Consider the following 24,855-nt stretch of genomic DNA (forward strand, 5'->3'; position numbering starts at 1 on the left):
TATATCACCACATTCCAGGCGGCAATGACAGCATGCCAGGGAAATCGCTGACACCACAGGGCATAGCGCATTGCATCATGCCGCCCGTTCTATTTCACCTCGCTTACGGTGCGGCTGCATAGCGTGCCGCTCGCGCATCAGGCGCGAGGCTGGCGCGGCTTGCCGGCCGTCGTTCCCGTCGTCGTTCGTCGCGCTTTCTCCAGCGAAGGGGAGCGTTCGGTGAGTGGCGGTACGGCGTGCTCCCCGGCGCGCTTCGCGCCCGTGAACCGCTGCCGGTAGGCTAGTGGAGTCAATGCCTTCGCAGCCTTGAATTGCCGGTTGAAGTTGGCGACATTCGGGAACCCGGACCATGCGGCGATGACGGAAATGGGCATCTGCGACTCGGTCAGCATCCGGCAGGCATGGCCGATTCGAACCCGCGCGATGTACTGCCCGACGCTTTCGCCCATGTGCTGCACGAAGTGCCGCGTGAGCGTGCGTTCGGAGAGACCCGACGCCTTGGCCAGCGTGGAAAGCCGCAAGGGCTGGGAGAACTGTGTCTCGATCAACGCGAGCACCCTGTTCAACTGCTCGGGCTCATAGCCCGAAGACGCGCCGACTCGCCCTTCGAATGCGCTCGGTGTGGCCAACGGGCTCGCGGGCAAGTCCGCCAACCAGACCAGGATGTCCAGCACCGCCGCAAGGCGCACCCGTGGGTCCGCGCACAGGAGGCGGTCCAGATAGCCGCGCACCCGCGCGCCGACGCCTGCTTCGAAGGCCAGCCCGCAGGCCGCGCGCCGCAACAGGTTGCGAAGCTCCGCGTACTCCGGGCACACGTCTGCGAGGCGCTGCACCCAGCCGCCCTCGAACCAGATGACGATCGCGACCTGCGCGTCCGCCGGGTCGATCGAGCGATTGGACGACCATGTGTGCGGCATGTCCGGCGGGACCAGGACGAGGTCGTTGTCGCCGTAGACGGTGACCGAGTCCCCGATGAAGCGCTTGCCGTGGCTGTTCATCGTCAGCGTAAGTTCGTATTCGGGGTGGTGATGCCACTCGAACGGAATTCTCGGCAAGCGCCGATGGTAAACCCGCACTGAACAGCTTTTGCCGAAGTCGACGCGCTCGTATGCTGCTTTCATGGCCGGAACCGCAAAAAGAATGACTGGATCGTATCACCAGACAACGCCGCGTCGGCGTACGCTGCGAGCATTCGAAATCACGATGTGGAGACAACCCAATGGCATTGCATATCGACGACCTTCCGGCGGCCATTCGCAAGGCGAAGCGCGCATTGCGCGAAAACCTGCCCCACTACAAAGCGGTTTTCGCCGAAGTGGAATCGGCGATGCACGAAGAGGCGCAGCGCATCGCGCAGCTTCGACAGCGCGGCGAGCCCGTCATCCCCGAAATATCGTTCGCGGACATCGTGGAAAACCGCATCGGCGCGGACCAGATTGCGCTCGTCAAGGCACGAGGCGCCTGTGTCATCCGCAACGTATTCGACCGCTCGCTCGTGGAGCACTGGGACAACGACATTGCGCAATACGTCGAGCGAAACCATCTCGACCAGAAACTGCTCAATCGCGCGGAAGACAAGTACTTCGGTCAGCTCGCCTCCGGCAAGCCCCAAATTTACGGTGTTTACTGGTCGAAACCGCAAGTGCTGGCGCGCCAGTCCGCCGAGCTGACGCAAGCGCGCGTGTTCCTGAACCGGCTGTGGCGCAATGAGAGCGAAGGCCGCGTGCATTTCGATCCGGACCACGTGCCGGTTTATGCGGACAGGCTGCGCCGACGTCCGCCCGGCTCCGAATCGCTGGGGCTCTCCGCTCACTGCGACGGCGGTTCGGTCGAGCGCTGGATCGAAGCGAACTTCCGCAAGGTCTACCGGCATGTCTTCTCCGGCGATTGGCGCCGCTACGACCCGTTCGACGCGGCATGGCGCACCGAGGTCGAGGAAATTCCGTCGCCGGCGGTCTGCTCCATGTTCCGCACGTTCCAGGGATGGACGGCGCTCACGCCGCAAGGCCCCGGCGACGGCACGCTCCAACTCGTGCCCATTGCGAACGCGATGGTCTATATCCTGCTGCGTGCGCTGCAAGACGATATCGCCGACGACGACCTATGTGGTGCGATGCCAGGCCGCGCCTTGTCGATCAAGCCGGAGTACCATGCGCCACTTTTCCACGCGCTTTCGTCGATTCCCTTGATGCAGGCCGGCGATGCGGTCTTCTGGCATAGCGACGTCATTCATGCCGTTGAGGATGCGCATCGCGGCAAGGGCTACAGCAACGTGATGTATATCGCCTCGGCCCCGTCGTGCGCCAAGAACGACGCGTATCTCGAGCGGCAGCTTCCGGGCTTTCTCGATGGCAAGAGTCCTCCCGATTTCCCGGCGGATCACTTCGAAGTCGATTTCGTTGGGCGCGCAACGATCGACGACCTCACGCCGCTCGGGCGTGCACAGATGGGACTCAATCGATGAGTGCTCGCACGGAAAGGTTCAACGCGATGGTTCAGCGCATGGCATCCAGCAACGCCTGAACCGGGTGACGCAACTGCCGCCCGCGCAAACGCTTGACCTGGCAACGGCAGGAATAGCCGGTGGCGAGCAACTCATCCGCACCAGGCGCCCGGTTGGATGCCGCATCGACATGCCGGGCCCACGATTGCTCGAAGATCGTCTCCGAAGTCACCCGGTTTCGCGCTTCGTGGCCATATGTGCCCGACATGCCGCAGCATCCGCTAGCGGGCGTCGTGAGCGCGAGACCGGCCGCCGCGAATACTTCCTTCCACAAGCCCGTGGCGGCGCTCGCATTGGTGCGCTCGGTGCAATGCGGGAGCAGGCGGAACGACGCGGTCACGCTCGACGCTGCGGCGCGCCCCCGCAACGCACCGAGCAGCCATTCCTGCGGCAGCTTCACCACGGGCGGCGCCTCGATCCCTTCCACCTTTGTGTACTCCTGACGGTATACGAGCGTCATGGCCGGATCGAGGCCGACCAGCGGCACGCCGGAACGCGCGAGCGCCGCGAGTTGCGCCGCATTGCGGCGGGCCGCGCGGCGAAATTGCGGTAGAAAGCCCTGCACGTGCAGCGGTTTGCCGTTGGGCAGATAAGGCGCGACGAAGACCTGATAACCAAGACGCGCGGCGAGTTCCAGGAACGCGGCCGCCACCGGCGTTTCGAAGTAGCGCGTGAAGGCGTCCTGAACCACGATCACGCTACGCTGGCGCCCTGCGTCGTTGAGCGCGGCGAGCCGCTCCGGCGTCGCCAACTGCGCGCCGGACCTGCGCAACGCGCCACGCCACGAGACGTCGCTCAGCAACGGGCTATCGACCATGCCGAGGCAGCGCGCAAGCAACGCTCTGACGAGACGCGCCCCCATCAGCGCGTTGTAGACGCTTCGCGCGCCCGGCAGCGCCGCAACGCGCGGCACCGTGGATTCGAGCGAACCGATCAGATAGTCGCGCAGCGGTCGCAAATAACGTGTGTGATACCGCTCCAGAAAACGCGCGCGGAACTCGGGCACGCTCACCTTCACTGGGCACTGCCCCGCACAAGACTTGCACGAAAGGCAACCGGCCATGGCGTCATAAACTTCATGCGAAAAGTCGGGCTCGCCTTTGCGCTTGCGCACGCTGTTGACGATGCGCACCGGCAACGCCGCCGCCACCGGCGGCGCGGTCACATCCACCCCCGCATCCTGTTGCATGCGCAGCCATTCCCGCATGAGCGAGGCACGGCCCTTCGGCGAGTGCGCGCGCTCGCGGGTGGCCTTCCATGACGGGCACATCGCGTCGTCGGGGTCGAAGTTGTAGCAGGCGCCGTTGCCGTTGCAGTGAACGGCGTCGGCATTGGCTTGCCACACTCGCTCGTCGATCCGGCGGTCAAGTTCGCCGCGCAGCGGCGTCGTGTCGATCTTCAGCAGCGTCGCACTCGCGCCCGCCGGCGTGGCGATCTTGCCGGGATTGAGCTGGTTGTGCGGATCGAATGCCGCCTTCAGCCGCTGCAGTGCCGGATACAAGGGCCCGAAATACGCGGGCACGTATTCGGAGCGCACGCCCTTGCCATGCTCGCCCCACAGCAGGCCGCCGTACTTCATGGTCAAGGCGGTCACCGCGTCCGAAATGGGGCGCACGAGCGCGGCCTCGTCGGGGTTGCGCATGTCGAGCGCAGGGCGTACGTGCAGCACCCCCGCATCCACGTGGCCGAACATGCCGTAGCGCAGGCCGAACCCATCGAGCAGCGCGCGAAATTCGGCAATATAGTCGGGGAGATTCTCGGGTGGCACTGCCGTGTCTTCCACGAAGGGCTGCGGGCGGCTCGCGCCGCGCACGTTGCCCAGCAGGCCCACCGCGCGCTTGCGCATCGCGTAGACGCGGCCGATTTCGGCCTCGCCTTCGGCGATCGTGTGGCCAAGACGCTTCACGCTCGCATCGGTATTGAGGTGCTCGACAAACGCGGCCACGCGTGCGTGCAGTTCGTCCACGTCGTCGCCGTTGAATTCGACCATGTTGATACCGCTCGCGCCGCCTTCGATGCCTTCGTCATCGGGGAAGTACGCGGCCACGCTTTGCCAGACGATGTCCTCGCGCGCCAGCCGCAGCACCGTGGAATCGACGGTTTCGATCGAGAGCGGACGATGTGCCATCAGCGCGCGCGCATCGCGCAGGGCATCCATGAAACCCTCATAGCGGATGTTGACGAGCGCCGCGTGTTTTGGCACCGGCAGCACATTCAGCGTCGCCTCGACGATGAAGCCGAGCGTGCCTTCCGAGCCGCACAACACGCTGTTGATATCGAAGCGGCCTTCACTGTCGTGCAAATGAGCGAGGTCGTAACCCGTGAGGCAGCGGTTCAATTGGGGAAAGCGCTCGCGTATCAGGCCGGCTTCGCGTTCGCTGATGTCGCGCGCGGTGCGATAGACGGCGCCGACCCTGTCATCGCGCGCGCAAAGCGCCGCGAACGCGGCGTCATCGACTGGCGCGCTGGAGAGGCGCTCGCCGCCCACCAGGACCGTTTCCAGCGCAAGGACATGGTCGCGCGTTTTCCCGTAGGTGCAACTGCCCTGCCCGCTCGCATCCGTGCTGATCATGCCGCCGATGGTCGCGCGGTTCGAAGTCGAAAGCTCCGGCGCGAAGAAAAGCCCATGCCGTTTCAGCTCCGCATTGAGCTGATCCTTGACGACGCCGGCCTCCACTCTGGCCGTACGCGCAACGGGGTCGATTTCGAGGACGCGGTTCATATGCCTCGACATATCGACCACGATGCCTTCGGTCAGCGATTGCCCGTTCGTGCCCGTGCCGCCGCCGCGCGCGGCGACCGCCACGCCGCGAAACGCCTCGCGCCCGAGCAGGCTCGCGAGGCGCTCTACATCCTGCGCATGGCGCGGAAACACGACGGCGCGCGGGTAGCGCTGGTAAATCGAATTGTCCGTGGCCAGCACCGTGCGCGTGGCGTGGCTCGTATCCACTTCGCCCTCGAAACCGGACGCCTGCAATTCATGCAAAAATTGACGGATTTCCGGACTAACGAATTCGCCGACGGCAAGCTGGGCAATGGTCATGATCAAGTATGGGACGCCATTATCGGAATGCATTGTCGCGTGCGAATCCGCCCCAGGCAAACGTATGTTCGTTGGGTTGATCATGAGGTTTATGAATGAATTACCGCAAGCTCACGCCTTCCATGTCGCTGCTGCTCGCGTTCGAAGCGTCCGCGCGACATGAGAGCTTCACGCGTGCCGCGGAGGAATTGTCGCTCACGCAGAGCGCCGTGAGCCGCCAGGTTCAGGCGCTCGAAGCGATGCTGGACCTGACGCTTTTCACGCGCGAGGGCAAGCGCATCGTGCCGACGGACATCGGCCGGGCCTATATGGCCGAGATTTCCCACGCACTCTCGCTGATCCGCAGCGCGACGCTGCAGGCCCTCACCTCGAATGCGCCGAAAACGCAGCTGCGCGTCGCAACCCTGCCGACATTCGGCGCCAAGTGGCTGCTGCCGCGCCTGCACCGCTTCTATCAGGCGCACCCCGATTTGCAGGTCGATCTCGATTCGCGCATCGAGGCCGCCGACTTTTCGACGCAGGATCTCGACGCCGCCATCGTAGTAGGCGACGGCCGCTGGCCTGGCGTGACGGCGCACAGGCTCTACGCGGAGGAACTGGTGCTGGTCGGCAACCCCGCGGCACTGCCCTTCGCGCGAAGATCATCGAGGTCACGACGACGCGCCACTGCTCCGACGATGGAAGCCCTCGAAGGCCTTACGTTGCTGCGCGTGCGCAGCTTCCCCGACGCATGGCGCGAATGGTGCGCGCATTTCGGCTTGCCCCACGACGCCCTGAAACCGGGTCCGAGTTTCGAGCTGACCTCGCATCTGATCCAGGCGGTCGTGGCCGGCATCGGCGTGGGACTCGTGCCGCGCATGCTGGTGGAAGACGAATTGAAGGAACACCGGCTTCTCAGCCCATTCGAAGCGGTGCAAAGCTCGCGCTCGTACTATCTGGTCTACCCGGAGCGTGCGCAGCGCCACCCCGTGCTGGTTGCGTTTCGTGACTGGCTGTTGCAGGAGCTTGCCGGGGCGTCTTGATTTGCCGGTCGCAAGTATCGAATTTCGACATCGAGCGCGCTAACGAAAGCAGCGCCCATGCCGGTGACGAAACGCGGCGCACCGCTCGATTGCCGCATTGGCGCGCTGCTCAGGCTTGCCTAATTTGACCGACTGCCAGCGGAAGCCGGCACCCCGGCCACCAGCGCCGCCCCGCTCACCGCCAGCAGTGCCGCGAGCACATACAGTGCGTTATCCATGCTGCCGGTATGCGTCTTGATGAGCCCTATCGCCCATGGGCTCACAATGCCGCTAGTAATACCGATGCTGCTGATGAGCGCGATGCCGGCGGCCGCCGCCTTGCCCGAAAGATACGCAGAAGGCACCGCCCAGAAGATCGGCAAGGCGGCAAAGATCAGCACCGCTGCGACCGAAAGGATCGCCATCATCGCGGCAAAGCTCGGAAGATGGAGCGTGAGCAGCGCCAACGCAATGCCGCCGCCAACGGTGCAGGCCGCGAAATGCCAGCGCCGTTCGCCGCGCCGGTCCGAGCGGCGTGCGATCCACATGAGGCCCACCGCGCCAAGCGCATTCGGAATGACCGTATAGAGGCTGATCCACAGCACGTCATGCACGCCGAAGTCGCGGATCATGAGCGGCATCCAGAAGTTCAGCGTGAGCGAGGCACAGGTCAGCGAGAAATAGATGAACGCGAAGAGGTAGACACGCGGGTCGCGCAACGCCGCGCCGAACGAGCGCGTGGAATGCGCGTGGCCGCCTTCGCCAACGCGTTGCGCGAGAAGGTGGGCCTTTTCGGCTTCGCTCAGCCACCCGGCCTTTTCAGGGCCGTCCACGAGCCAGAACGCCGCGACGAGGCCGAGCAGCACGGCCGGGAGCCCTTCGATCACGAACATCCAGCGCCAGCCGGCCAGACCGAGCACGCCCGCCATGTCGCGCATGATCCAGCCCGAGATGAGGCCGCCCAGCACGCCCGCCACCGCGACGCCCGCAAAGAAGATCGAGAACACGGCCGCGCGGCGGCGCGCCGGATACCAGTACGTGAGATACAACACGATGCCCGGAAAGAAGCCCGCCTCGAATACGCCCAGCAGGAAGCGCAGCGCGTAGAACTGCGTGGGGCTCGACACGAACATCATGCACGTGGAAGCAATGCCCCACAGCAGCATGATGCGCGTGAACGTGCGGCGCGCGCCGAAGCGCGCAAGCAGCATGTTGCTCGGCACTTCGCACAGCACGTAGCCCACGTAGAAAACGGCGGCGCCGAGGCCGTACATGGCGTCGCTGAAGCCCAGATCGTGCTTCATCTGCAACTGCGCGAAGCCGATGTTGATGCGGTCGAGGAACGACACGACGTAGCAAACGAACAGGAACGGAATGACGCGCGCCGACACCTTGCGGTAGAGCGAGTCGTCCTGCATCGAGAGATTTGGGGCTTGCGCGGTCGAGGCGTACGCGTGCGCGGCTTCGGACCCACGGTCCGGGGCGATCGATTGCGATTGGGGCATCTGCCAGTCTCCAAACATGACTCCGGCTCGCCCGGGCAACCGGGCAGACCGTGGGTACGCGGCGTCTTGCGCGCCTTGCGCGGCTCGCCGGGACGCAGGTGCTGCGCGCGTCGCCAGGCAGTGAGCCGATCATAGGAGGGTTGGCGTTAATTTGTCAATGACGAATCGGTTCGCTTTACGCTAATAATGGTTTCTCTTTAGAACACGCGGCGGACATCGGTGGCGCCGGATTTCATCCGACGAAACTGGCGTCACAGGCAATCCAGCGCCAGCCCCAAAAAAAAACGGCGCACCGTGAGATGCGCCGCATCGCCATGCGGACAATGAAGCGGCTCGAAGCCGCTTCGTCACCGCGCTTAGTGTTTCAGGAAATCGATCACCATGCGGTTGAACGCTTCCGCATGCTCCCATTGCGCCCAGTGGCCGCAGCGGTTGAACACGTGCAGTTGCGCGTTCTGCATGCCGGCCAGCAGGCGCAGGCCGATATCCATCGGCACGAAGCGGTCGTCGCGGCCCCAGATCACGAGCGTGGGCGCGGCGATTTCGCCAAGGCGCGCACCATAGTCGCTGAACTGCTTCGGGAACGCGGCCAGGCTCTTCACGAAGTTTTCGAGGTGGTCACGGCGCGCGAGCATGTTTTCGAGGCGCGTTTGCATCAGTTCGTCGGTGAGCGCGCTCGCGTCGTACACGAACACGTTCATCATGCGCTTGAGGTTCTCGATGGTCGGCTCGCGATAGAGGCCTTGCAGCAGCTTGATGCCTTCGGTGGGCATCGGCACGAAGTTGCTCGGTCCGCCGGTGCCGCCGCCCATCAGCACGAGCTTGCCCACGCGCTGCGGGTTGGCGAGCGCGAAGGCCACGGCGCTATGGCCGCCCATCGAGTTGCCGAGAATATGCACGCGCTCGATGTCGAGCACGTCCAGCAGGCCCTTGAGCACGCGGCCATTCAGGTCCGAGCGCGAACTCGTGCACACGACGGGGTCGCTCTTGCTCCAGCCCGGGCAATCCATCAGGATCACGCGGTAGCCTGCCGCGACGAGCGGCTCGACGTTGCGGTTGAAGTTGGCCCAGCCGCTCGCGCCCGGACCCGAGCCGTGCAGCATGACGACCGTTTCGGCGCCTTCGCCCGCGTCGTTGTAGTGAATCTGGAACTCGACCTCGCCGTCCTTCACGCGAGCGAACCTGCTCGTCGAGGCTTCCGTGATTGCCTGTGCCGTTGCCGTCATGATGACCATCCTCTAAAACGTAATCACTCGTACCGGAGAAGGCACGCGCCTTCTCCCCTTCAATTTCATGCGCCCTGCGCGCCGAGCGCGCCGCGCTGCCTGAACGCGCCCACTACAGTGAGCGCCGCGAGCGCGGCGATCAAGGCGAGCGGAATGCTCGCGCCCACCAGCATCGACGGACTCTGACCCAGCGCGAACAGCTGCCCTGCCACCAGCGGCCCGAGAATTGAGCCCAGGCGCCCGACAGCCACCGCCGCGCCCACGCCCGTGCCACGCACTTCCGTGGGATACGCATGGCCCGCGAGCGCGTAGAGCACCGACTGGCCTCCCACGATGAAGAAACCACAAAGCAGCCCGCCCACCGCAGTCGCGCTCGCGCTGCCTGCGCTCGCGAGCACGGCGAGTGCGGCGACCATGCCCACGTACATGCCGATCACCGTGCCACGGCGACCGAATCGATCCATGATCGTTGCAATCGCAACGGCACCGATGCCGCCGCCGATGTTGAACATCATGAGCACGAGGTTGGACTGCACGCGCGAGAGGCCGCGTGCGAGCACCATCGAGGGCAGCCAGTTCATCAGGAAGTACAGCACGATCAGCGTGCCGAGGTAGCTGATCCACAGCGCGATCGTGGTGCGCGCGCGGCCGTGGCGCCACAGCGCTTCCGTCACACCCGGCGTGCCAGCCTTCGCCCCCACCGAAGCCTTCGCCGCCACGAACTGCTGCGACTCGCGCAGGAACAGACCGAGCAGCGGCACCATCACGATGGGGCCGAGGCCGCCGACATAGAACACGTGGCGCCAGCTTGCGTCGCCGGTCCCGAGCATGCCGATCACCGCCGCGATCGCCGCGCCGAACGGCATGCCGCAGTACATCGCGCCCACCGCCGTGCTGCGCTGCTGCGGGCCCGCGGCCTCCGAGCACAGCGCGATCAGGTTCGGCATCGCCGCGCCGAGGCCGAGACCCGTGAGCAGACGCGCGACGAGCAGGCTCTCGAAGTTCCACACCATCGTCGTGGCGAGCGAGAAGAGCCCGAACAGCGTCACCGACCACATCAGCACGCGCTTGCGGCCAAAGCGGTCGGCGAGCCGCCCGCCCAGCGCCGCGCCCGGCAGCAGGCCGATGGCGCCCGCGCTGAACGCCCACCCCATCTGCGCCACGGCGAGATGAAACTCCTTCGCCATGCGCGGTCCGGCTACGCCCGCCGATTGCAGGTCCAGCCCCTCGAGCAGCGCAATCGCCAGACACAGGGCGATGGTTGCCTTGCTGCTCGTTCCATTTCCTCCAGCACTACTGTTTCGCGACGTCATAAAAGTCTCCACGATATGTATATTCGAGCCGCTCTTTCCGGCGGCTGTATGTGGCAACGCCGCGCAACACCCGATGGCGTTGCACGGCGCGCGTACTCAGGACTGCAGTGCTTCCTGGCGCTTCTTCAGGTCGAGCGCCACGTCGACGATCATGTCTTCCTGGCCGCCCACCATCCGGCGCTTGCCCAGTTCGACGAGGATATCCACCGTCTTCAGGTCGTACTTCTTCGCCGCCACTTCCGAGTGGCGAAGGAAGCTCGAATACACGCCCGCATAACCGAGTGCCAGCGTTTCGCGGTCCACGCGAACCGGGCGATCCTGCAACGGGCGCACGATGTCGTCGGCGGCATCCATCAGCGTGTAGAGATCGGTGCCGTGGTTCCAGCCCATGCGTTCCGCCGCCCCGATGAACACTTCGAGCGGCGCGTTGCCCGCGCCAGCGCCCATGCCCGCCAGCGACGCATCGATGCGGTCGCAACCTTCTTCCACGGCCACGATCGAGTTCGCCACGCCGAGCGACAGGTTGTGGTGCGCATGCATGCCCGTTTGCGTTTCGGGTTTCAGCACTTGCTTGACGGCACGGAAGCGGTCGCGCACGTCGTTCATCGTGAGCGCGCCGCCCGAATCGACCACGTAGATGCAGGTGGCGCCGTAGCTTTCCATCTTCTTCGCTTCGACCGCGAGATTCTCCGGCGTGGTCATATGGCTCATCATCAGGAAGCCCACGGTGTCCATGCCCAGTTCGCGCGCGTATTCGATGTGCTGCTTCGAAATGTCGGCTTCCGTGCAATGCGTGGCGATGCGCACCACGCGCGCGCCCGCGTCATACGCGGCCTTCAGGTCGTGAATCGTGCCGATGCCGGGCAAGAGCAGCGTGGCGATCTGCGCGTGCGTGACCACGTCGGCCACGGCCTCGATCCATTCCAGGTCGCTGTGCGCGCCGAAACCGTAGTTGAAGCTCGACCCTTGCAGGCCATCGCCGTGGGCAACTTCGATGCTGTCCACCTTCGCGCGGTCCAGCGCGCGGGCGATGTCCTGCACGTTCTGGATCGAGTATTGATGGCGAATGGCGTGGCTGCCGTCGCGCAGCGTCACGTCCGAAATATAGAGTTTCTTGCTCGCGATGTTCGTATTGCTCATGGCCTTAGGCTCCTTGCACGCTCAGAAGCGTCTGCGCCATGCGTTCGGCAGTGGCGAGCGCGGCGGAAGTCATGATGTCGAGATTGCCTGCGTAAGCGGGCAGATAATGCGCGGCGCCTTCGACTTCGAGGAACACCGAAGTCTTCAGGCCGCTGAACTTGCCGAGGCCCGGAATATTCAAAGGCGCGCTCGCGGGGATCTCGTCGAACTGCACCTTTTGCTTGAGGCGATAGCCCGGCACATAGGCATGCACCTTCGCGACCATCTCTTCGATCGACTGCTCGACCTTCTCGCGGTCCGCCAGTTCGGAGAGCGTATAAACCGTGTCGCGCATCATGACCGGCGGCTCCGCCGGGTTCAGCACGATGATGGCCTTGCCCTTCGCGGCGCCGCCCACCACTTCGATGGCCTTCGACGTCGTTTCGGTGAACTCGTCGATGTTGGCGCGCGTGCCGGGACCCGCCGACTTGCTGCTGATCGAGGCGACGATTTCGGCGTAATGCACCTTCGCCACGCGCGAGACCGCCGCGACCATCGGAATGGTGGCCTGGCCGCCGCAAGTGACCATGTTGACGTTGAGCGCTTCGATATGCGCGTCGATGTTCACGACCGGCACGCAGTACGGACCGATCGCGGCGGGCGTGAGGTCGATCATGCGGATCGACGGCTTGAACGCGCGCAGCAGCGCGTCGTTCTTCACGTGCGCGCCGGCCGAAGTGGCATCGAACACGAAGTCGATGTCGTTGAACACGGGCAGGCGCGTGAGGCCGACCACGCCTTCATGCGTCGTCGCCACGCCGAGGCGCGCGGCGCGCGCGAGGCCATCGGAGTTCGGGTCGATGCCGACCATCGCCGCCATCTCCAGATGCTTGCTGTTGCGCAGGATCTTGATCATCAGATCCGTGCCGATGTTGCCGGAGCCGATGATCGCGGCCTTGAGTTTTTCGGAAGCCATATGAATTCCTGTATCAGGCGGAGAAAGTCGCGCGAACGCTGCCGAGGCCTTCGATCTGCGCGGTAAATGTGCCGGGTTCCTTCACGGCGACCATGGGGCCGAGCGCGCCCGTGAGCACCACGTCGCCCGCACGCAGCGGCGTGCCGAGCTGGACCATGCGGTCTGCGAGCCATACGGCGGCGTTGAGCGGATTGCCGAGGCAAGCCGCGCCGTTGCCGCGCGAGAGCACCTCGCCCTCGCGCGAGAGTTCCATCGCGCATGCGGTGAGGTCGATCTGCGAAAGCGGCACGGGGCGGCTGCCCACCACGAAGCGCGCGCTCGACGCGTTGTCGGCCACCGTGTCGACGAAACGGATGTCCCAGTTCTGGATGCGGCTGTCCACCACTTCGATGGCCGCGAGCGCATACGCACTGGCGCGCAGGATATCGACGAAGGTGTGTTTTTCGAACGTGAGGTCGCGCTCCAGCACGAGCGCGATTTCCGCTTCGACCTTCGGCTGGATCAGCTGCGAAAGCGGAATCGCTTGCGCGTCGCCGTAGGCCATCGAAGCGAAGAGCGCCCCGAAATCGGGCTGATCGACGCCCAGTTGCTTTTGTACCGCGAGCGACGTGAGGCCGATCTTGCGGCCCACGATACGCTCGCCGTTGGCCACGCGAAGGTCGACGTTGGCCTGCTGCACCGCGTAGGCGGTCGCGATATCGTCCAGCGGAATGCCGCCCGTCGCGATCTCACCGCGCACCGGCTCGATCACGTTGCGCGAGGCTTCGGCTTCGCGCAGGCGCGCGGCCTGCGCCGCTACGAATTTCGAATCTGACATGAGGATTCTCCGGAGTCCGTACTTTCTATCAAGCCGCTGCGGGTGCGGCGTGCATGGCCGCGAAGCCCGCGATCCACTCGGGAATCTCGCGGTAATAATCGATCGAGGCGCGATAGGGGCCAAAAGCGGCCAGTGCGCCGAACGCCGCAACCCACGTGCGGATCTCGTGTGCCGACTTGCCGCCGTCGCGCGTGATGGCGGCATTGGTCATGCCGTCCACGGCGGTGAGTTCGCCCGATTCGAGACGCGCGAGAAACGCGCGGTCCCATTCGGGATTGAGCGGATGCAGTTGGCTGTCGCCGGCCGCGAACGACTTCGCGGCGGCCACGGTGCGCGCCTGGCGCGCGGCGCGCGAGTCGGGCGACGGGTTGCGTCCCGCGATCAGGCGCTCGGCGACTTCGGCCGTCGCGCCGGACAGTTCCGGCACCGGCGGCTCGTGCGAAATGCCGCCCGATCCCACCACGAGCACGCGCTTGTCGCTGCGCGAGAAAAACCGGCCGATCGCATCGCCGAGCAGACGCGCACGGCGCAGCGTCGCCATGGGCGGCGCAACGGAGTTGATGAACACCGGAATCACGGGATAGCGGTCGAGACCGCCCGTGAGCACTTCGAGCGCCTGCGCGCAGCCGTGATCGACCTGCATGCGGTACGAGAGCGCGACGTCGATATCGGCGGCGAGCACGCTTTCCGAAAGCGCGTGCGCGAGTGCTTCCGGCACCGGCAGCGTGCCGGCCATGCTCTTGAAGTCGCCGATCGCTTCCGCACGCGCGCCGATACAGAACGGCGGCATCATGTCATAGAAGAAACCGTTGTAGTGATCGGGTGCGAACGCAACGATCACGTCCGGATTGAAGGCTTCCACGCGCTCGCGCGCGGCGCCGCACACGCGCTCGACTTCGGCCACCACTTCGGGCGCGGGATCGAGATAGCCGTGCAACGGCGTGTGCGACAGACATTCGAGGTGAATCGGCATGGTCATGCTCCTGCAGCGCGCGCGACAGCCACGCCGCGCACGGGACGGTTTTGCGGGGCCGCTGCGCTCGCTTCGCGCAGCACGGCGTCGGTCATGCCGAGCTTGCCCGCGAGTTCGACGATCGCGTCGGATACCTGTTGCGGCGTGCACACGCCCGCGACGAAGCGGTCCGGGCGCAGCAGCACGACGGATTCGGGCAAGCTGCCGAACCACTCTTTCAGGCGGCCCTGCACGTCGCCGAGCGCGAGCACGCCCTCGGGCACGTCATCGCCGTAGTCGAGCTGCACGTCGGGCTTCGCGACGACGAAGCGCGCACCCAGGCGCTCCCACAGCGCGCGAGCCTGCGGCGTGAGGCCGAAGGTCGGGTCCGCGCCCCAGGCGAGCACCGCGAAGCCGTTGCCGATCGCGTCGTCGAGGCGCACCACGCTGCCGTCGGCCAGGCGCACGCGCGGCTGGATGAACATGCGGCCCACCGGCGAGGCGGCGAGCGGATCGCGCCCATAGGCGAGGCGGCCGATCAGCGAGTCGCGTTTCTGGCTCATGAGGCCGAGCAGGCGGCCAGGCGCGGAGTTGCCCGAGCGCTCCAGCAGGCGCGCGAGCCAGCCGCCCGTGCTTTGCGGCGGCGGCAGCAGCACGACGCCCGCTTCATAGCGCGGCATCGGCTTGAAGCGCATCTCCACGAAATAGCGCTTCACCGAAGGGAACACGTTCATCGAGCGCACGAACGCATCGCGAAAACGCGCACCGAATCGCGTGGTGGGCGCGAAAATATCGCCTGCGACTTCGGAGAGGTGAATCATCGAGCGCGCATGCGCGCGGCGCTCCACGGTGTACGTGTCGAGCAGGCGGCTGTCGGCCACGCCCTTCGCGACCATCGCGAGCTTCCAGCCCAGGTTGTTCGCGTCGCGAATGCCGCTGTTGTAGCCCTGGCCCTGCCACACGGGCATGATGTGCGCGGCGTCGCCGGCGAGCAGCACGCGGTCCACGCGGAACGTTTCGGCGAGGCGCGCGTTGTGCGTGTACACGCGCTTGCGGATGTAGTCCACCTTGTCGGGATCGGCCACCACCTTGCGGATCAGCGCGGCCATGTTCTCCGGCTTCGAAAGCTCTTCCTCGGTCTCGCCCGGCATCACCATGAACTCGAAACGGCGAATGCCATGCGGCAGCGCCGCCGAAACATAGGGGCGCTGATGATCGCAATGCATGTAGATATGCGGCGAGCCGATCGGGTCGTTGCGCACGTCCACCACGATCCACTGATTCGGCTTCGTGCGGCCTTCGAAGGGCACGTTGAGCGCGCGGCGCACGAAGCTGTTGCCGCCGTCCGCGCCCACCATGTACGCCGCGCGGATCGTGCGGCGCTCGCCGCCCGCATCGCTCACGTCGATCGTCACGCCCTGCGCATCCTGCTCGAACGCATTGACGTTGTGGCCGAACAGCACTTCCACGTTCTCGAAGCGCGCGAGACCTTCGTACAGCACGCGATCGGCCAGCGGCTGCAGGAACGCGTTGCGGCGCGACCAGCCGAACTCGTCGGTGCGCGGCTCGATCGAGGCGAAGCAGTGGCCGTCCTTCGTGACGAAGCGCATCCAGTGGTCGGGCGTGGTGTGCGGCACCAGCACGTCGGCGAGGCCGATCGACTGGAACACGCGCAATGCTTCGTCATCCAGACCAATGGCGCGCGGGTAGTCGATGATCTCGTCGAGCTTTTCGACGACCGTGACACGCACGCCTTGCAGGCCGAGAATATTGGCGATCGTGAGGCCGACCGGACCCGCGCCGATGATGGCGATGTCCGTGTCGATATGGCGAGGGCGGACGGTGTCCGCTTCGTGGGCGAGGGGGGTGTTCATGTGTCTCCTTCTCGCGCGGCTCATGGGGCCGCTGCTGATGCTCACAGGTCTTGCCTGATCCGGATCACCGGCCTGGACGTTTTGCCACGGTGCGGTGATGTGAAGCGAGTCTAGGATCCGTCCGGTGCGCGCTCAACATTTTTGGAGAAATGTGCATAGAATGCACACAGTTGATTTTTAAGGCGTTTTCGATGACGAAGTATGCAAACGTCCGGGGCCTGGCGCGCGGGCTTCAGGTGCTCCAGGCGCTCAACGCCATGGAGAACGGGCGCGCGACGAGCCAGCAGCTGAGCGAGGCCACGGGCCTGCACCGCACGACGGTGAGGCGCCTGCTGGAAACCCTGGTAGAGGAAAATTTCGTGCGCCGCAGCGCTTCCGACGACAGCTTTCGTCTGACGATGCACGTGCGCGGCCTGAGCGAAGGCTTCACCGACGACGAGCTGATCGCGACCATCGCGCCGCCGATCATGGCGCAGATGCTCCAGCGCACGGTGTGGCCTTCGGACCTCACGACGCCCGACGGCGACGCCATGGTGATACGCGAGACCACGCACCGCTTTAGCCCGCTCTCGTTTCACCGCGCAATGGTCGGGCGGCGCCTGCCGATGTTGCTCACGGCGGCGGGCCGCGTGTACTTCGCGATGTGCCCCGAAGCGGAGCGCGAGGACATTCTGGAGTTGCTGCGCGCAGGCACGGGCGGCGAGCAGCAGCAAAAGCTCGCGAGCGACAAGGCCTATATCCGCAACCTCGTGCGGCAAACGCGCGAGGACGGCTTCGGCTCGAACCACGGCGACTGGGCGGACCAGCGCAAGATCGGCGCGCTCGCCGTGGCCATCGAGGCGCACGGGCGCGTGCTCGCGAGCCTGAACGTGATCTACCTGGAGCACGCCATCAATCCGGCCGAGGCGGTGCGGCGCTTCGTGCCGGAGCTGCAGCGCGCCGCGCAGGAAATGGTGACGGCGTTAGAGGCGCAAGAGGAAAGCGCGAAGCGCTAGGGCCGACCCTAAGGCCTGGTTTCGCGCACGAGCTCGAACAGCGCTTCGAGTTCCGCGGCATGCGGCTCCTTGCGCGACACCATCAACAGGTCGATGGTGGGCGGCTCGCCTTCGAGCGGGCGCGTGCAGATCGCGCTGCTCGTGAGCGACGACACGTAAGCGGGCAGCAGCGCATAACCGAGCCCCATGCCCACCAGATTCAGATTGAGCAGGATATTGGTCGCGACCTGCGCGACCTTGCGCTCGATGCCGTGCGCTTCGCAATACGCCTCGACCACGCTGTGGACCTGCCCCGAGAACTGCGGATGCGTGCTGATGAACGGCTCGCCGCTCAGTTGCGCCGGGGCAATGCGTTCCTGCTTCGCGAGCGGATGTCCGCTCGGCAGGACCACGACGAGCGGCTCGGTCAACACGACTTCGCTGCGCAACTCGGGCGAGACGACGGGCCGCCGCATGAACGCCACATCGATATCGCCGCGCAGCAGCGCCTCTTCCTGTTCGGCCGTGGGCAGGCTGCGCAACTCCACGTTCACTTCGGGGTAGCGCAGCCGCAGGCGCGGCAGAATCACCGGGAAAACCCGGATTTCAGCGGCGGGCACGAAACCGATCGTGACCGTCGCGCGTCCCTGCCCCACCTGGCGCGCACGCGCCACTGCGCGGTCGGCCTGCGCCACCACGAGGCGCGCCTCGGCGAGAAACACCTTGCCCGCCTCGGTCAGTTCCACCTTGCGGCGCGTGCGCTCGAAGAGCGGCGTGCCAACTTCGTCTTCGAGATTGCGGATCTGCTGGCTCAGCGAAGGCTGCGCCGTATGCAGACGCTGCGCCGCGCGCGTGAAGCTAAGCTCGTCGGCGACGGCAATGAAGTAGCGCAGATGTCTCAGTTCCATGCCCGGAGTTATCGTTCGAAAGTCTTACTGCCAACAAACAAAATATTTCACAACGGTCTGGCGAGCGCCGATCATCCCTCTGCATTCCCGCCAAAAAAGGCAATGCTGCCACGGAGGAGACTCGCATGTCCGCAATCATCGACATCGATGCACTCGTCGACGCGCAAAATGGCCGCGTCACGTCGTCGATCTATACCGACCCCGAGATTTACGCGCTCGAACTGGAGCGCATCTTCGGCCGCTGCTGGCTTTTTCTCGCTCACGTCAGTCAAATACCGAAAGCCGGCGACTTTTTCAATACCTACATGGGCGAAGATCCCATCGTCGTGGTGCGCCAGAAGGACGGCTCGATCAAGGCCTTCCTCAACCAGTGCCGCCATCGCTCGATGCGCGTGAGCCACGCCGATTGCGGCAACACGCGTGCGTTCACGTGCCCGTATCATGGCTGGTCTTACGGCGTGGACGGCGCGCTCATCGACGTGCCGCTCGAGCCGCGCGCCTATCCGCAAGGTCTGTGCAAGGAGAAGTGGGGCCTCCAGGAGGTCACGCGCGTGGCCGTGTACAAGGGCCTCGTGTTCGGCAACTGGGACGCCGACGCGCCCGACCTCGAAACCTATATGGGCGACATCGCCTGGTATCTGGACGGCGTGCTCGACCGCCGCGAAGGCGGCACCGAGATCGTGGGCGGCGTGCACAAGTGGGTGATCGACTGCAACTGGAAATTCCCGGCCGAGCAGTTCGCGAGCGACCAGTATCACGCGCTCTTCACGCACGCTTCCGCAATCGAAGTGCTCGGCGCGAAGGAAGGCGCAGCGGACAAGGCGCTCGGCGCGGGCCAGACGGCGCGCCCCGTCTGGGAGACCGCGAAGGATGCGCTGCAGTACGGTCAGGCCGGCCACGGCAGCGGCTTCTTCTTTACCGAGCAGCCCGACGCGAACGTGTGGGTGGACGGCGAAGTCTCGCAGTACTTCCGCGATACCTATGCCGAAGCCGAAGCGCGTCTGGGCAAGGTTCGCGCGATGCGGCTTGCGGGTCACAACAACATGTTCCCCACGCTTTCGTGGCTCAACGGCACCGCCACGCTGCGCGTGTGGCACCCGCGCGGCCCGAACCAGGTGGAAGTGTGGGCGTTCTGCATCGCCGACAAGGCAGCCTCGGACGACGTGAAGGCCGCTTTCGAGCGCAGCGCGACGCGTGCCTTCGGTCCCGCGGGATTTCTCGAGCAGGACGACTCGGAAAACTGGGCAGAAGTGCAGAAGGTGCTGCGCGGCAGCCGCGCGCGCAAGACGAAGCTGTGCCTCGAAATGGGCCTCGGCGGCGAGCGCGTGCGCGAAGACGGCATACCTGGCATGACGAACTATATTTTCTCGGAAACGGCGGCGCGCGGCATGTATCGCCGCTGGGCCGACCTGCTGGCATCGCAAACATGGGATGAAGTCAACGAGCGCACTGCGCGCTACGAAGCGGAGGTGCTGAAATGAGCGAAGTCGCTGAACTCGCCGCGCAGGTCACCCCGGTGCGGGCAAGTTTCGAACTGCATCACGAGATCGAGCAGTTTCTCTACGAAGAGGCGGCGCTACTCGACGAATGGCGCTTTCGCGCCTGGCTCGACCTGATGTCGAAGGATATCCGCTACACGATGCGAACCACGGTGAACGCGCAAACACGCGACCGGCGGCGCGGCGTGCAGCCGCCCACGACGTGGATCTTCAACGACACGCATTTTCAGCTCGAACGCCGCGTGGCGCGCCTCGAAACCGGCATGGCGTGGGCCGAGGAGCCGCCTTCGCGCACGCGCCATCTGGTCACGAACCTGCGCGTGCAGACGACCGAAGCCCCCGACGAATTCGAGGCACGCGTGAACTATCTGCTCTACCGCTCACAGAAGGAGCGCGACGAGACCTTCTACGTGGGCCGCCGCATCGACCGCGTGCGCCGCGTGGAAGCCCCGCAAGGCTGGCAGGTGTGCCGCCGCGAGATCACGCTGGACCAGGCGGTGCTCACTTCCCATAACCTGAGTGTGCTTTTCTGATCATGACCCGTATTTTTGTCTGCCAGGACGATGCGTTGTCCGATGGCGAAGCGATCAAAGTGGACGGCCCGTCCGCCGCGATCGCCGTGTTCAAGGTGAACGGCGAGATTTTCGCACTGAACGATCGATGCTCGCATGGTAATGCTTCGATGTCCGAAGGATATATCGAGGAGGACGGCACCGTGGAATGTCCCCTTCATGCCGCGCGCTTCTGCCTCAAGACCGGCGCGGCGCTGTGCCAGCCCGCGACCGAGCCCCTCAAGACATTCCCCGTCGCGCTCATGGACGGCGCGGTGTACGTCGACGTGCCGGAGGCCGCGTGATGGCTCAGTCCAGGGGTTGGCTCGACGATGAAGTCGCGCTCATCACGGGCGGCGGTTCGGGACTCGGTCTCGCGCTCGTCGAACGCTTTCTCGACGAAGGCGCGCGCGTGGCCGTGCTCGAACGCTCGGCGGAGAAAGTCGCCGCGCTGCGCGAACGCTTCGACGCACAACGCGTGATCGCCGTGCAGGGCGACGTCACCTCGTACGCCGATAACGAACGGGCCGTGTGCGCCGCCGTCGAGGCATTCGGCAAGCTCGATACCTTCGTCGGCAACGCGGCGATCTGGGATCACGCGTCGAGCCTCGTCGATCTCACGCCCGAGCAGCTCGACAGCGGCTATGAGGAGCTTTTTTCGATCAACGTAAAGGGATATCTGCTCGGCGCGAAGGCGGCCGCGCGCGCGCTCATCGCGAGCGAAGGCAGCATGATCTTCACGCTCTCGAATTCGTCGTTCTATCCGGGCGGCGGCGGTCCTTTGTACACGGCGAGCAAGCATGCAGCCGTGGGCATTATCCGCCAGCTCGCCTACGAACTCGCGCCGAAGGTGCGCGTGAACGGCGTCGGACCTTGCGGGATGGCGAGCGACCTGCGCGGCCCCGTTTCGCTCGGCCAGCAGGATCTGCGCATCATGGACTCGCGCTCGCCCGAAGCGATCGCCGGCATCCTGCCGCTGCAGTTCTTCCCCCAGCCGGCCGATTTCACTGGGCCCTACGTGATGCTCGCCTCGCGCGCCAACAATCGCGTGCTGAGCGGCGTGATGATCAACGCGGACGCCGGGCTCGGCATTCGCGGCATCCGTCACGCGGCCGGTGGCTTGCATCTATAACGGGAAAGCATCATGAATGCCGGGACCATTGTCATCGTCGGCGCGGGCCAGGCCGGCGCGCTCGCCGCCGCCGAACTGCGCCAGCAAGGCTACGCGGGCCGCGTCGTCCTGATCGGCGAAGAAGCGCACGCGCCCTATGAAAGGCCGCCCCTTTCCAAAGACGTGCTGCTCCATCCGCAAACGGCGCGCTGGGCCATTCACGGCGAAGGCTTCTATGCGGAGCAAAACATCGAACTGATGCTCGGCGTGGCCGTAACGGCGCTCGACGCCCAGGCGCGCTCCGTCACGCTCGCGACCGGCGAATCGATTGTCTTCGACGAACTGCTGCTCGCCACGGGCGCACGCGTGCGCCGCCTGCCGATGCTCGATGCACTTGGCGGTCCCCACGAATGCGTCCACACGCTGCGCACGCTGGACGACGCTCAGCGACTTCAGTCCGTGCTGCAAGAGGGAAAGCGCGTGCTGCTGGTGGGCGCGGGCGTGATCGGCCTCGAACTGGCTTCGAGTGCGGTCGATCTCGGCGCGCAGGTCACGGTGATCGAGCAGGCAGAGCGCGCCATGGCACGCTGCGCCCCGCCTTTGCTAACCGCGCACCTATGTGACGTGCATCGCGCGCGCGGGGTGGCGCTGCATCTGGGCTCGCCGCTCGCGTCGGCCACGCGCGAAAACGGCGAGATCGTGCTGACGCTCGAAGACGGCACGCGCCTCGCTGGCGACGCGGTGATCTACGGCATCGGCGTCGAGCCGGAAACCACGCTCGCCCGCGCGGCGGGCCTGCACGTGGACAACGGCATCGTGATCGACGCGCTGTGCCGCACTTCGCACGCGCACATCTACGCGGCCGGCGACGCCGCCAGCCAGCGAGATGCTGCGAGCGGCCGCCCGCGGCGCCGCGAAACCTGGGAAAACGCAAATCGCCAGGCGCAGACAGCGGCGCGCACGATGCTCGGCGTCGCCGCAGAAGCCCACGAAGCCGACTGGTTCTGGACCGACCAATGCGGTCTCAACATCCAGTTCGCGGGCGACATGGCCGCGCCCGAGTGGCTCGCGCGCGGCTCGCTGGAAGCGCCGCCCTGCGTGCTTTTCGGTCTCGATGGCGAAGGCGCGCTCGTGGGCGCGATCACGGTCAATCAAGGCCGCGACATGCGCAGCCTGAAGGCATTGATCGGCAAACGCGCGCGCATTGCACGCGAAACGCTTGCCGATCCTGCGCAGAATCTGCGCAATCTCGCCCGCGAATTTGCCTAGCGGCGCGCCCGCAAGCACGCCGTTTCACCGGATTGCGCAAAAGCGCTTGCAAGCGCGCGCGAGTGTCTCTATAATTCGCGCCTCGACAGGCTCGTAGCTCAGTTGGTTAGAGCACCACCTTGACATGGTGGGGGTCGTTGGTTCGAATCCAATCGAGCCTACCAACGAATATTCAGTGAATACGCAGTAAAGAAGTGGTACCCTGCAGCAACTTGTGAATGACGCATTCCCTCGCGGGTCTGCGTCATTTTCTTTTGGTGCGTTCGCTTGCGTTGCGCTGGCGCGTCCTGGCAGTCGGCGAGCGGCTGGCGAAAGAAAGTTGTGTTCGCAACGAGATGAAACGGCGAGAGCCGCGCGGCTCAGGCCAGCGCCGGTGCGCTCGCGCGGACGGCCTTCGCGCCGGCAACGGTATGCGCAGGACGCCCGGCCGCCTGCCCCGCGCTGCCGAGGTTGAACACCGCCACGGCGTCGCGCAGCACATCGGCCTGCGATTCGAGTGATTGCGCAGCCGCCGCCGCTTCTTCCACGAGCGCCGCGTTGCGCTGCGTGACCTCGTCGATCTGCGCGATCGCGCGGTTCACATGCTCGATGCCGTCGCTCTGCTCGTGCGTGGCGGTCTCGATATCGCTCATGATCCCGCTCACGCGCGCCACGGCACTGCGCGCCTCGTCCATCGTGCGGCGCGCGTCCTCCACGAGGCGGGCTCCCGCGCCGACCGTCGCCGCCGAGGCGGCGATCAACTCCTTGATCTCCTTGGCCGCCGTGCCCGAGCGCTGCGCGAGGCTGCGCACCTCGCTCGCCACCACCGCGAAGCCGCGCCCCTGTTCGCCCGCGCGCGCCGCCTCCACGGCCGCGTTGAGCGCGAGGATGTTGGTCTGGAAGGCAATGCCTTCGATGATGCCGGTGATTTCCTCCACCTTCTGCGACGAGGCCGTGATGTCGCTCATCGTCGCGTTCACGCGGGCCACGACGTCGGCGCCGCGCGTGACCGTTTCGAGCGCGGTCTGGGCGAGTCCGCTGGCCTCCTTCGCGCCATCCGTGTTCTGGCGCACCGCCGCCGAAAGCTCCTCGATGCTCGCCGCCGTTTCCTCCAGCGCCGCAGCCTGTTGCGCCGTGCGGTCCGAGAGATCGACGTTGCCCGAGGCGATCTGTTTCGCGCCCTGCGTGATTTCGTGCGTGCTGCCGCGCACGCGCGCGACGGTGTTCACGAGGCCGTCGCGCATCGTTTGCAGCGCGCCCAGCAGCTGGCCCATTTCGTTGTTCGAGCGCACTTTCACCTCCACGGTCAGGTCTCCCGCGGCAATGCGCTCGAAGTGGCGAATCGCATGGTTGACCGGCTTGACCACGGCCGCGGCGAGCCCCACGCGTGCGATCACGCCGATCGCCACGCCCACCACGGCGATCACGCCGAACACGATGAGCGAAAGGCGAAAGCGCTGCGTGGCGGTGTCGGCGTCGCGCTGCTGACGCGCGCCCTGCCAGGCCTCGAGCGCGTCGATCGCCTTCGCGTAGACACCGTAGTAGCGGTCGGCGGTTTCGCCCTGGATCGTGCGGAAGGTGTTGAAGTCGTTGTCGACGAGCGCCTTGTACTCGGGCTCGATCGCCTGCGATACGAGCGCTTCGCGGGCGCTGCTCACGGCCTGCGCGAGGCGCGCCTCTTCGGGATCGTCGAATGGACCGGCGCTGTAACGCGCGAACTCCTTGTTCGAATCCACGAGCACCTTGTGCGCGGCTTCGAGCAAGCCGTCGGTGGATTTGCCGACGCTGAAGAGTGTCTCGTAGCCGCCGAGCGCCAGGCGCACCTGGAGCAGCCGCTCGGAGCTGGACTTGAGCGCATCGATCGACTGCGCGCCGCGCTGGGCGTCGTGCAGGCTGTCGTTGGTGAGCTTGAGCGCACCATACGACACGCCGATCACCGTCAGCAGAAACGCGACGAAGATGCCGATGACGAGCGTAAGCCCACGGCGAATGGTGATGTTTCCGAGCATGACGTCTCCGTAGCGTTTTTGTTCTTCAGCCGATGCGAACCGGCGCGGCGCGACCTACGCGGCCCGACCTACGCGGCCCGGCCTGCGCGGCGCGTCGCAACTTCGCACCTCGTTTCGGCTATCGGCAAACGGCGGGCGCCGCCGCATAGGGAGAATCCATGACGCCGAGGGCTACGCGGGTTCGGGTGGCACTCGCTCTCGATACGCGCGGGGAGCGCCAGAGCGG

The 24,855-nt window shown here is 65.6% G+C and carries 20 protein-coding genes and 1 tRNA gene; 9 read left to right on the forward strand and 12 right to left on the reverse strand.

The annotated features are described in order from the left end of the window. Positions 1–137: 137 nt before the first annotated feature. A complete protein-coding gene (locus VSR34_RS08265; RefSeq protein ID WP_342962296.1) occupies positions 138–1,121 on the reverse strand; it encodes an AraC family transcriptional regulator in 984 nt (327 codons plus the stop codon). Positions 1,122–1,219: 98 nt separating this feature from the next. Here VSR34_RS08265 and VSR34_RS08270 point away from each other — a divergent pair, with 98 nt between their 5' ends. Then, on the forward strand, positions 1,220–2,464 hold the full coding sequence (locus VSR34_RS08270; RefSeq protein WP_342962297.1) for a DUF1479 domain-containing protein: 1,245 nt from the start codon (positions 1,220–1,222) through the stop codon (positions 2,462–2,464). Positions 2,465–2,495: 31 nt separating this feature from the next. Here VSR34_RS08270 and VSR34_RS08275 read toward each other — a convergent pair whose 3' ends face one another. Then, positions 2,496–5,546 (reverse strand): FAD-binding and (Fe-S)-binding domain-containing protein, encoded by a 3,051-nt coding sequence (locus VSR34_RS08275; RefSeq protein WP_028229760.1) that lies wholly within the window; start codon positions 5,544–5,546, stop codon positions 2,496–2,498. Positions 5,547–5,641: 95 nt separating this feature from the next. Here VSR34_RS08275 and VSR34_RS08280 point away from each other — a divergent pair, with 95 nt between their 5' ends. Then, on the forward strand, positions 5,642–6,568 hold the full coding sequence (locus tag VSR34_RS08280; protein WP_342962298.1) for a LysR substrate-binding domain-containing protein: 927 nt from the start codon (positions 5,642–5,644) through the stop codon (positions 6,566–6,568). Between the two features lie 119 nt (positions 6,569–6,687). Here VSR34_RS08280 and VSR34_RS08285 read toward each other — a convergent pair whose 3' ends face one another. The 8 genes from VSR34_RS08285 to VSR34_RS08320 form a co-directional block, all read right to left on the reverse strand. Beyond that, positions 6,688–8,052 (reverse strand): MFS transporter, encoded by a 1,365-nt coding sequence (locus tag VSR34_RS08285; protein WP_081715935.1) that lies wholly within the window; start codon positions 8,050–8,052, stop codon positions 6,688–6,690. 356 nt (positions 8,053–8,408) lie between these two features. Continuing rightward, entirely contained in the window at positions 8,409–9,278 is an 870-nt protein-coding gene (locus VSR34_RS08290; RefSeq protein ID WP_028229757.1) for an alpha/beta fold hydrolase, read from the reverse strand. 65 nt (positions 9,279–9,343) lie between these two features. Next, positions 9,344–10,591 carry a 3-(3-hydroxy-phenyl)propionate transporter MhpT gene (gene mhpT, locus VSR34_RS08295; RefSeq protein WP_342962299.1) on the reverse strand — a complete coding sequence of 416 codons (1,248 nt, stop codon included), beginning with the start codon at positions 10,589–10,591 and terminating at the stop codon, positions 9,344–9,346. A gap of 96 nt (positions 10,592–10,687) precedes the next feature. Next, a complete protein-coding gene (gene dmpG / locus VSR34_RS08300) occupies positions 10,688–11,716 on the reverse strand; it encodes a 4-hydroxy-2-oxovalerate aldolase (RefSeq protein ID WP_322787201.1) in 1,029 nt (342 codons plus the stop codon). Positions 11,717–11,735: 19 nt separating this feature from the next. Next, positions 11,736–12,686: an acetaldehyde dehydrogenase (acetylating) gene (locus VSR34_RS08305; protein WP_028211153.1), complete on the reverse strand. Its 951-nt coding sequence runs from the start codon at positions 12,684–12,686 to the stop codon at positions 11,736–11,738. Positions 12,687–12,699: 13 nt separating this feature from the next. Next, positions 12,700–13,503, reverse strand: coding sequence for a 2-keto-4-pentenoate hydratase (gene mhpD, locus VSR34_RS08310; protein WP_342962300.1), 804 nt, complete (start codon positions 13,501–13,503; stop codon positions 12,700–12,702). A gap of 28 nt (positions 13,504–13,531) precedes the next feature. Further along, positions 13,532–14,476, reverse strand: coding sequence for a 3-carboxyethylcatechol 2,3-dioxygenase (locus VSR34_RS08315; protein ID WP_342962301.1), 945 nt, complete (start codon positions 14,474–14,476; stop codon positions 13,532–13,534). A 2-nt stretch (positions 14,477–14,478) separates the two neighbouring features. Next, positions 14,479–16,329 carry a bifunctional 3-(3-hydroxy-phenyl)propionate/3-hydroxycinnamic acid hydroxylase gene (locus VSR34_RS08320; RefSeq protein WP_342962302.1) on the reverse strand — a complete coding sequence of 617 codons (1,851 nt, stop codon included), beginning with the start codon at positions 16,327–16,329 and terminating at the stop codon, positions 14,479–14,481. Positions 16,330–16,520: 191 nt separating this feature from the next. Here VSR34_RS08320 and VSR34_RS08325 point away from each other — a divergent pair, with 191 nt between their 5' ends. After that, on the forward strand, positions 16,521–17,324 hold the full coding sequence (locus tag VSR34_RS08325) for a DNA-binding transcriptional regulator (protein WP_342962303.1): 804 nt from the start codon (positions 16,521–16,523) through the stop codon (positions 17,322–17,324). 8 nt (positions 17,325–17,332) lie between these two features. Here the strand turns inward: VSR34_RS08325 and hcaR are convergent, their stop codons facing one another. Continuing rightward, entirely contained in the window at positions 17,333–18,211 is an 879-nt protein-coding gene (gene hcaR / locus VSR34_RS08330) for a DNA-binding transcriptional regulator HcaR (RefSeq protein WP_028211157.1), read from the reverse strand. A 125-nt stretch (positions 18,212–18,336) separates the two neighbouring features. On the opposite strand from hcaR, the gene hcaE reads away from it, so the two are divergent. The 6 genes from hcaE (at position 18,337) to VSR34_RS08360 (ending at position 22,805) form a co-directional block, all read left to right on the forward strand. After that, positions 18,337–19,692 (forward strand): 3-phenylpropionate/cinnamic acid dioxygenase subunit alpha, encoded by a 1,356-nt coding sequence (gene hcaE, locus VSR34_RS08335; protein ID WP_036018536.1) that lies wholly within the window; start codon positions 18,337–18,339, stop codon positions 19,690–19,692. Then, positions 19,689–20,243: a 3-phenylpropionate/cinnamic acid dioxygenase subunit beta gene (gene hcaF / locus VSR34_RS08340; RefSeq protein ID WP_036018538.1), complete on the forward strand. Its 555-nt coding sequence runs from the start codon at positions 19,689–19,691 to the stop codon at positions 20,241–20,243. Before hcaE ends, hcaF begins: the two co-directional genes overlap by 4 nt. 2 nt (positions 20,244–20,245) lie before the next feature. Further along, positions 20,246–20,566, forward strand: coding sequence for a 3-phenylpropionate/cinnamic acid dioxygenase ferredoxin subunit (gene hcaC / locus VSR34_RS08345; RefSeq protein WP_342962304.1), 321 nt, complete (start codon positions 20,246–20,248; stop codon positions 20,564–20,566). Beyond that, positions 20,566–21,393, forward strand: a complete 828-nt coding sequence (gene hcaB, locus VSR34_RS08350) for a 3-phenylpropionate-dihydrodiol/cinnamic acid-dihydrodiol dehydrogenase (RefSeq protein ID WP_342962305.1) — start codon at positions 20,566–20,568, stop codon at positions 21,391–21,393. The genes hcaC and hcaB overlap by 1 nt, the downstream gene beginning before the upstream one ends. A gap of 12 nt (positions 21,394–21,405) precedes the next feature. Further along, positions 21,406–22,641: a 3-phenylpropionate/cinnamic acid dioxygenase ferredoxin--NAD(+) reductase subunit gene (hcaD, locus tag VSR34_RS08355; protein ID WP_342962306.1), complete on the forward strand. Its 1,236-nt coding sequence runs from the start codon at positions 21,406–21,408 to the stop codon at positions 22,639–22,641. An 87-nt stretch (positions 22,642–22,728) separates the two neighbouring features. After that, positions 22,729–22,805, forward strand: a tRNA-Val gene (locus VSR34_RS08360). Positions 22,806–23,000: 195 nt separating this feature from the next. Here the strand turns inward: VSR34_RS08360 and VSR34_RS08365 are convergent. Then, a complete protein-coding gene (locus VSR34_RS08365; protein WP_342962307.1) occupies positions 23,001–24,629 on the reverse strand; it encodes a methyl-accepting chemotaxis protein in 1,629 nt (542 codons plus the stop codon). Positions 24,630–24,855: the final 226 nt, after the last annotated feature.

Source organism: Paraburkholderia sp. JHI2823, from assembly GCF_038900695.1.
Taxonomy (GTDB): domain Bacteria; phylum Pseudomonadota; class Gammaproteobacteria; order Burkholderiales; family Burkholderiaceae; genus Paraburkholderia; species Paraburkholderia mimosarum.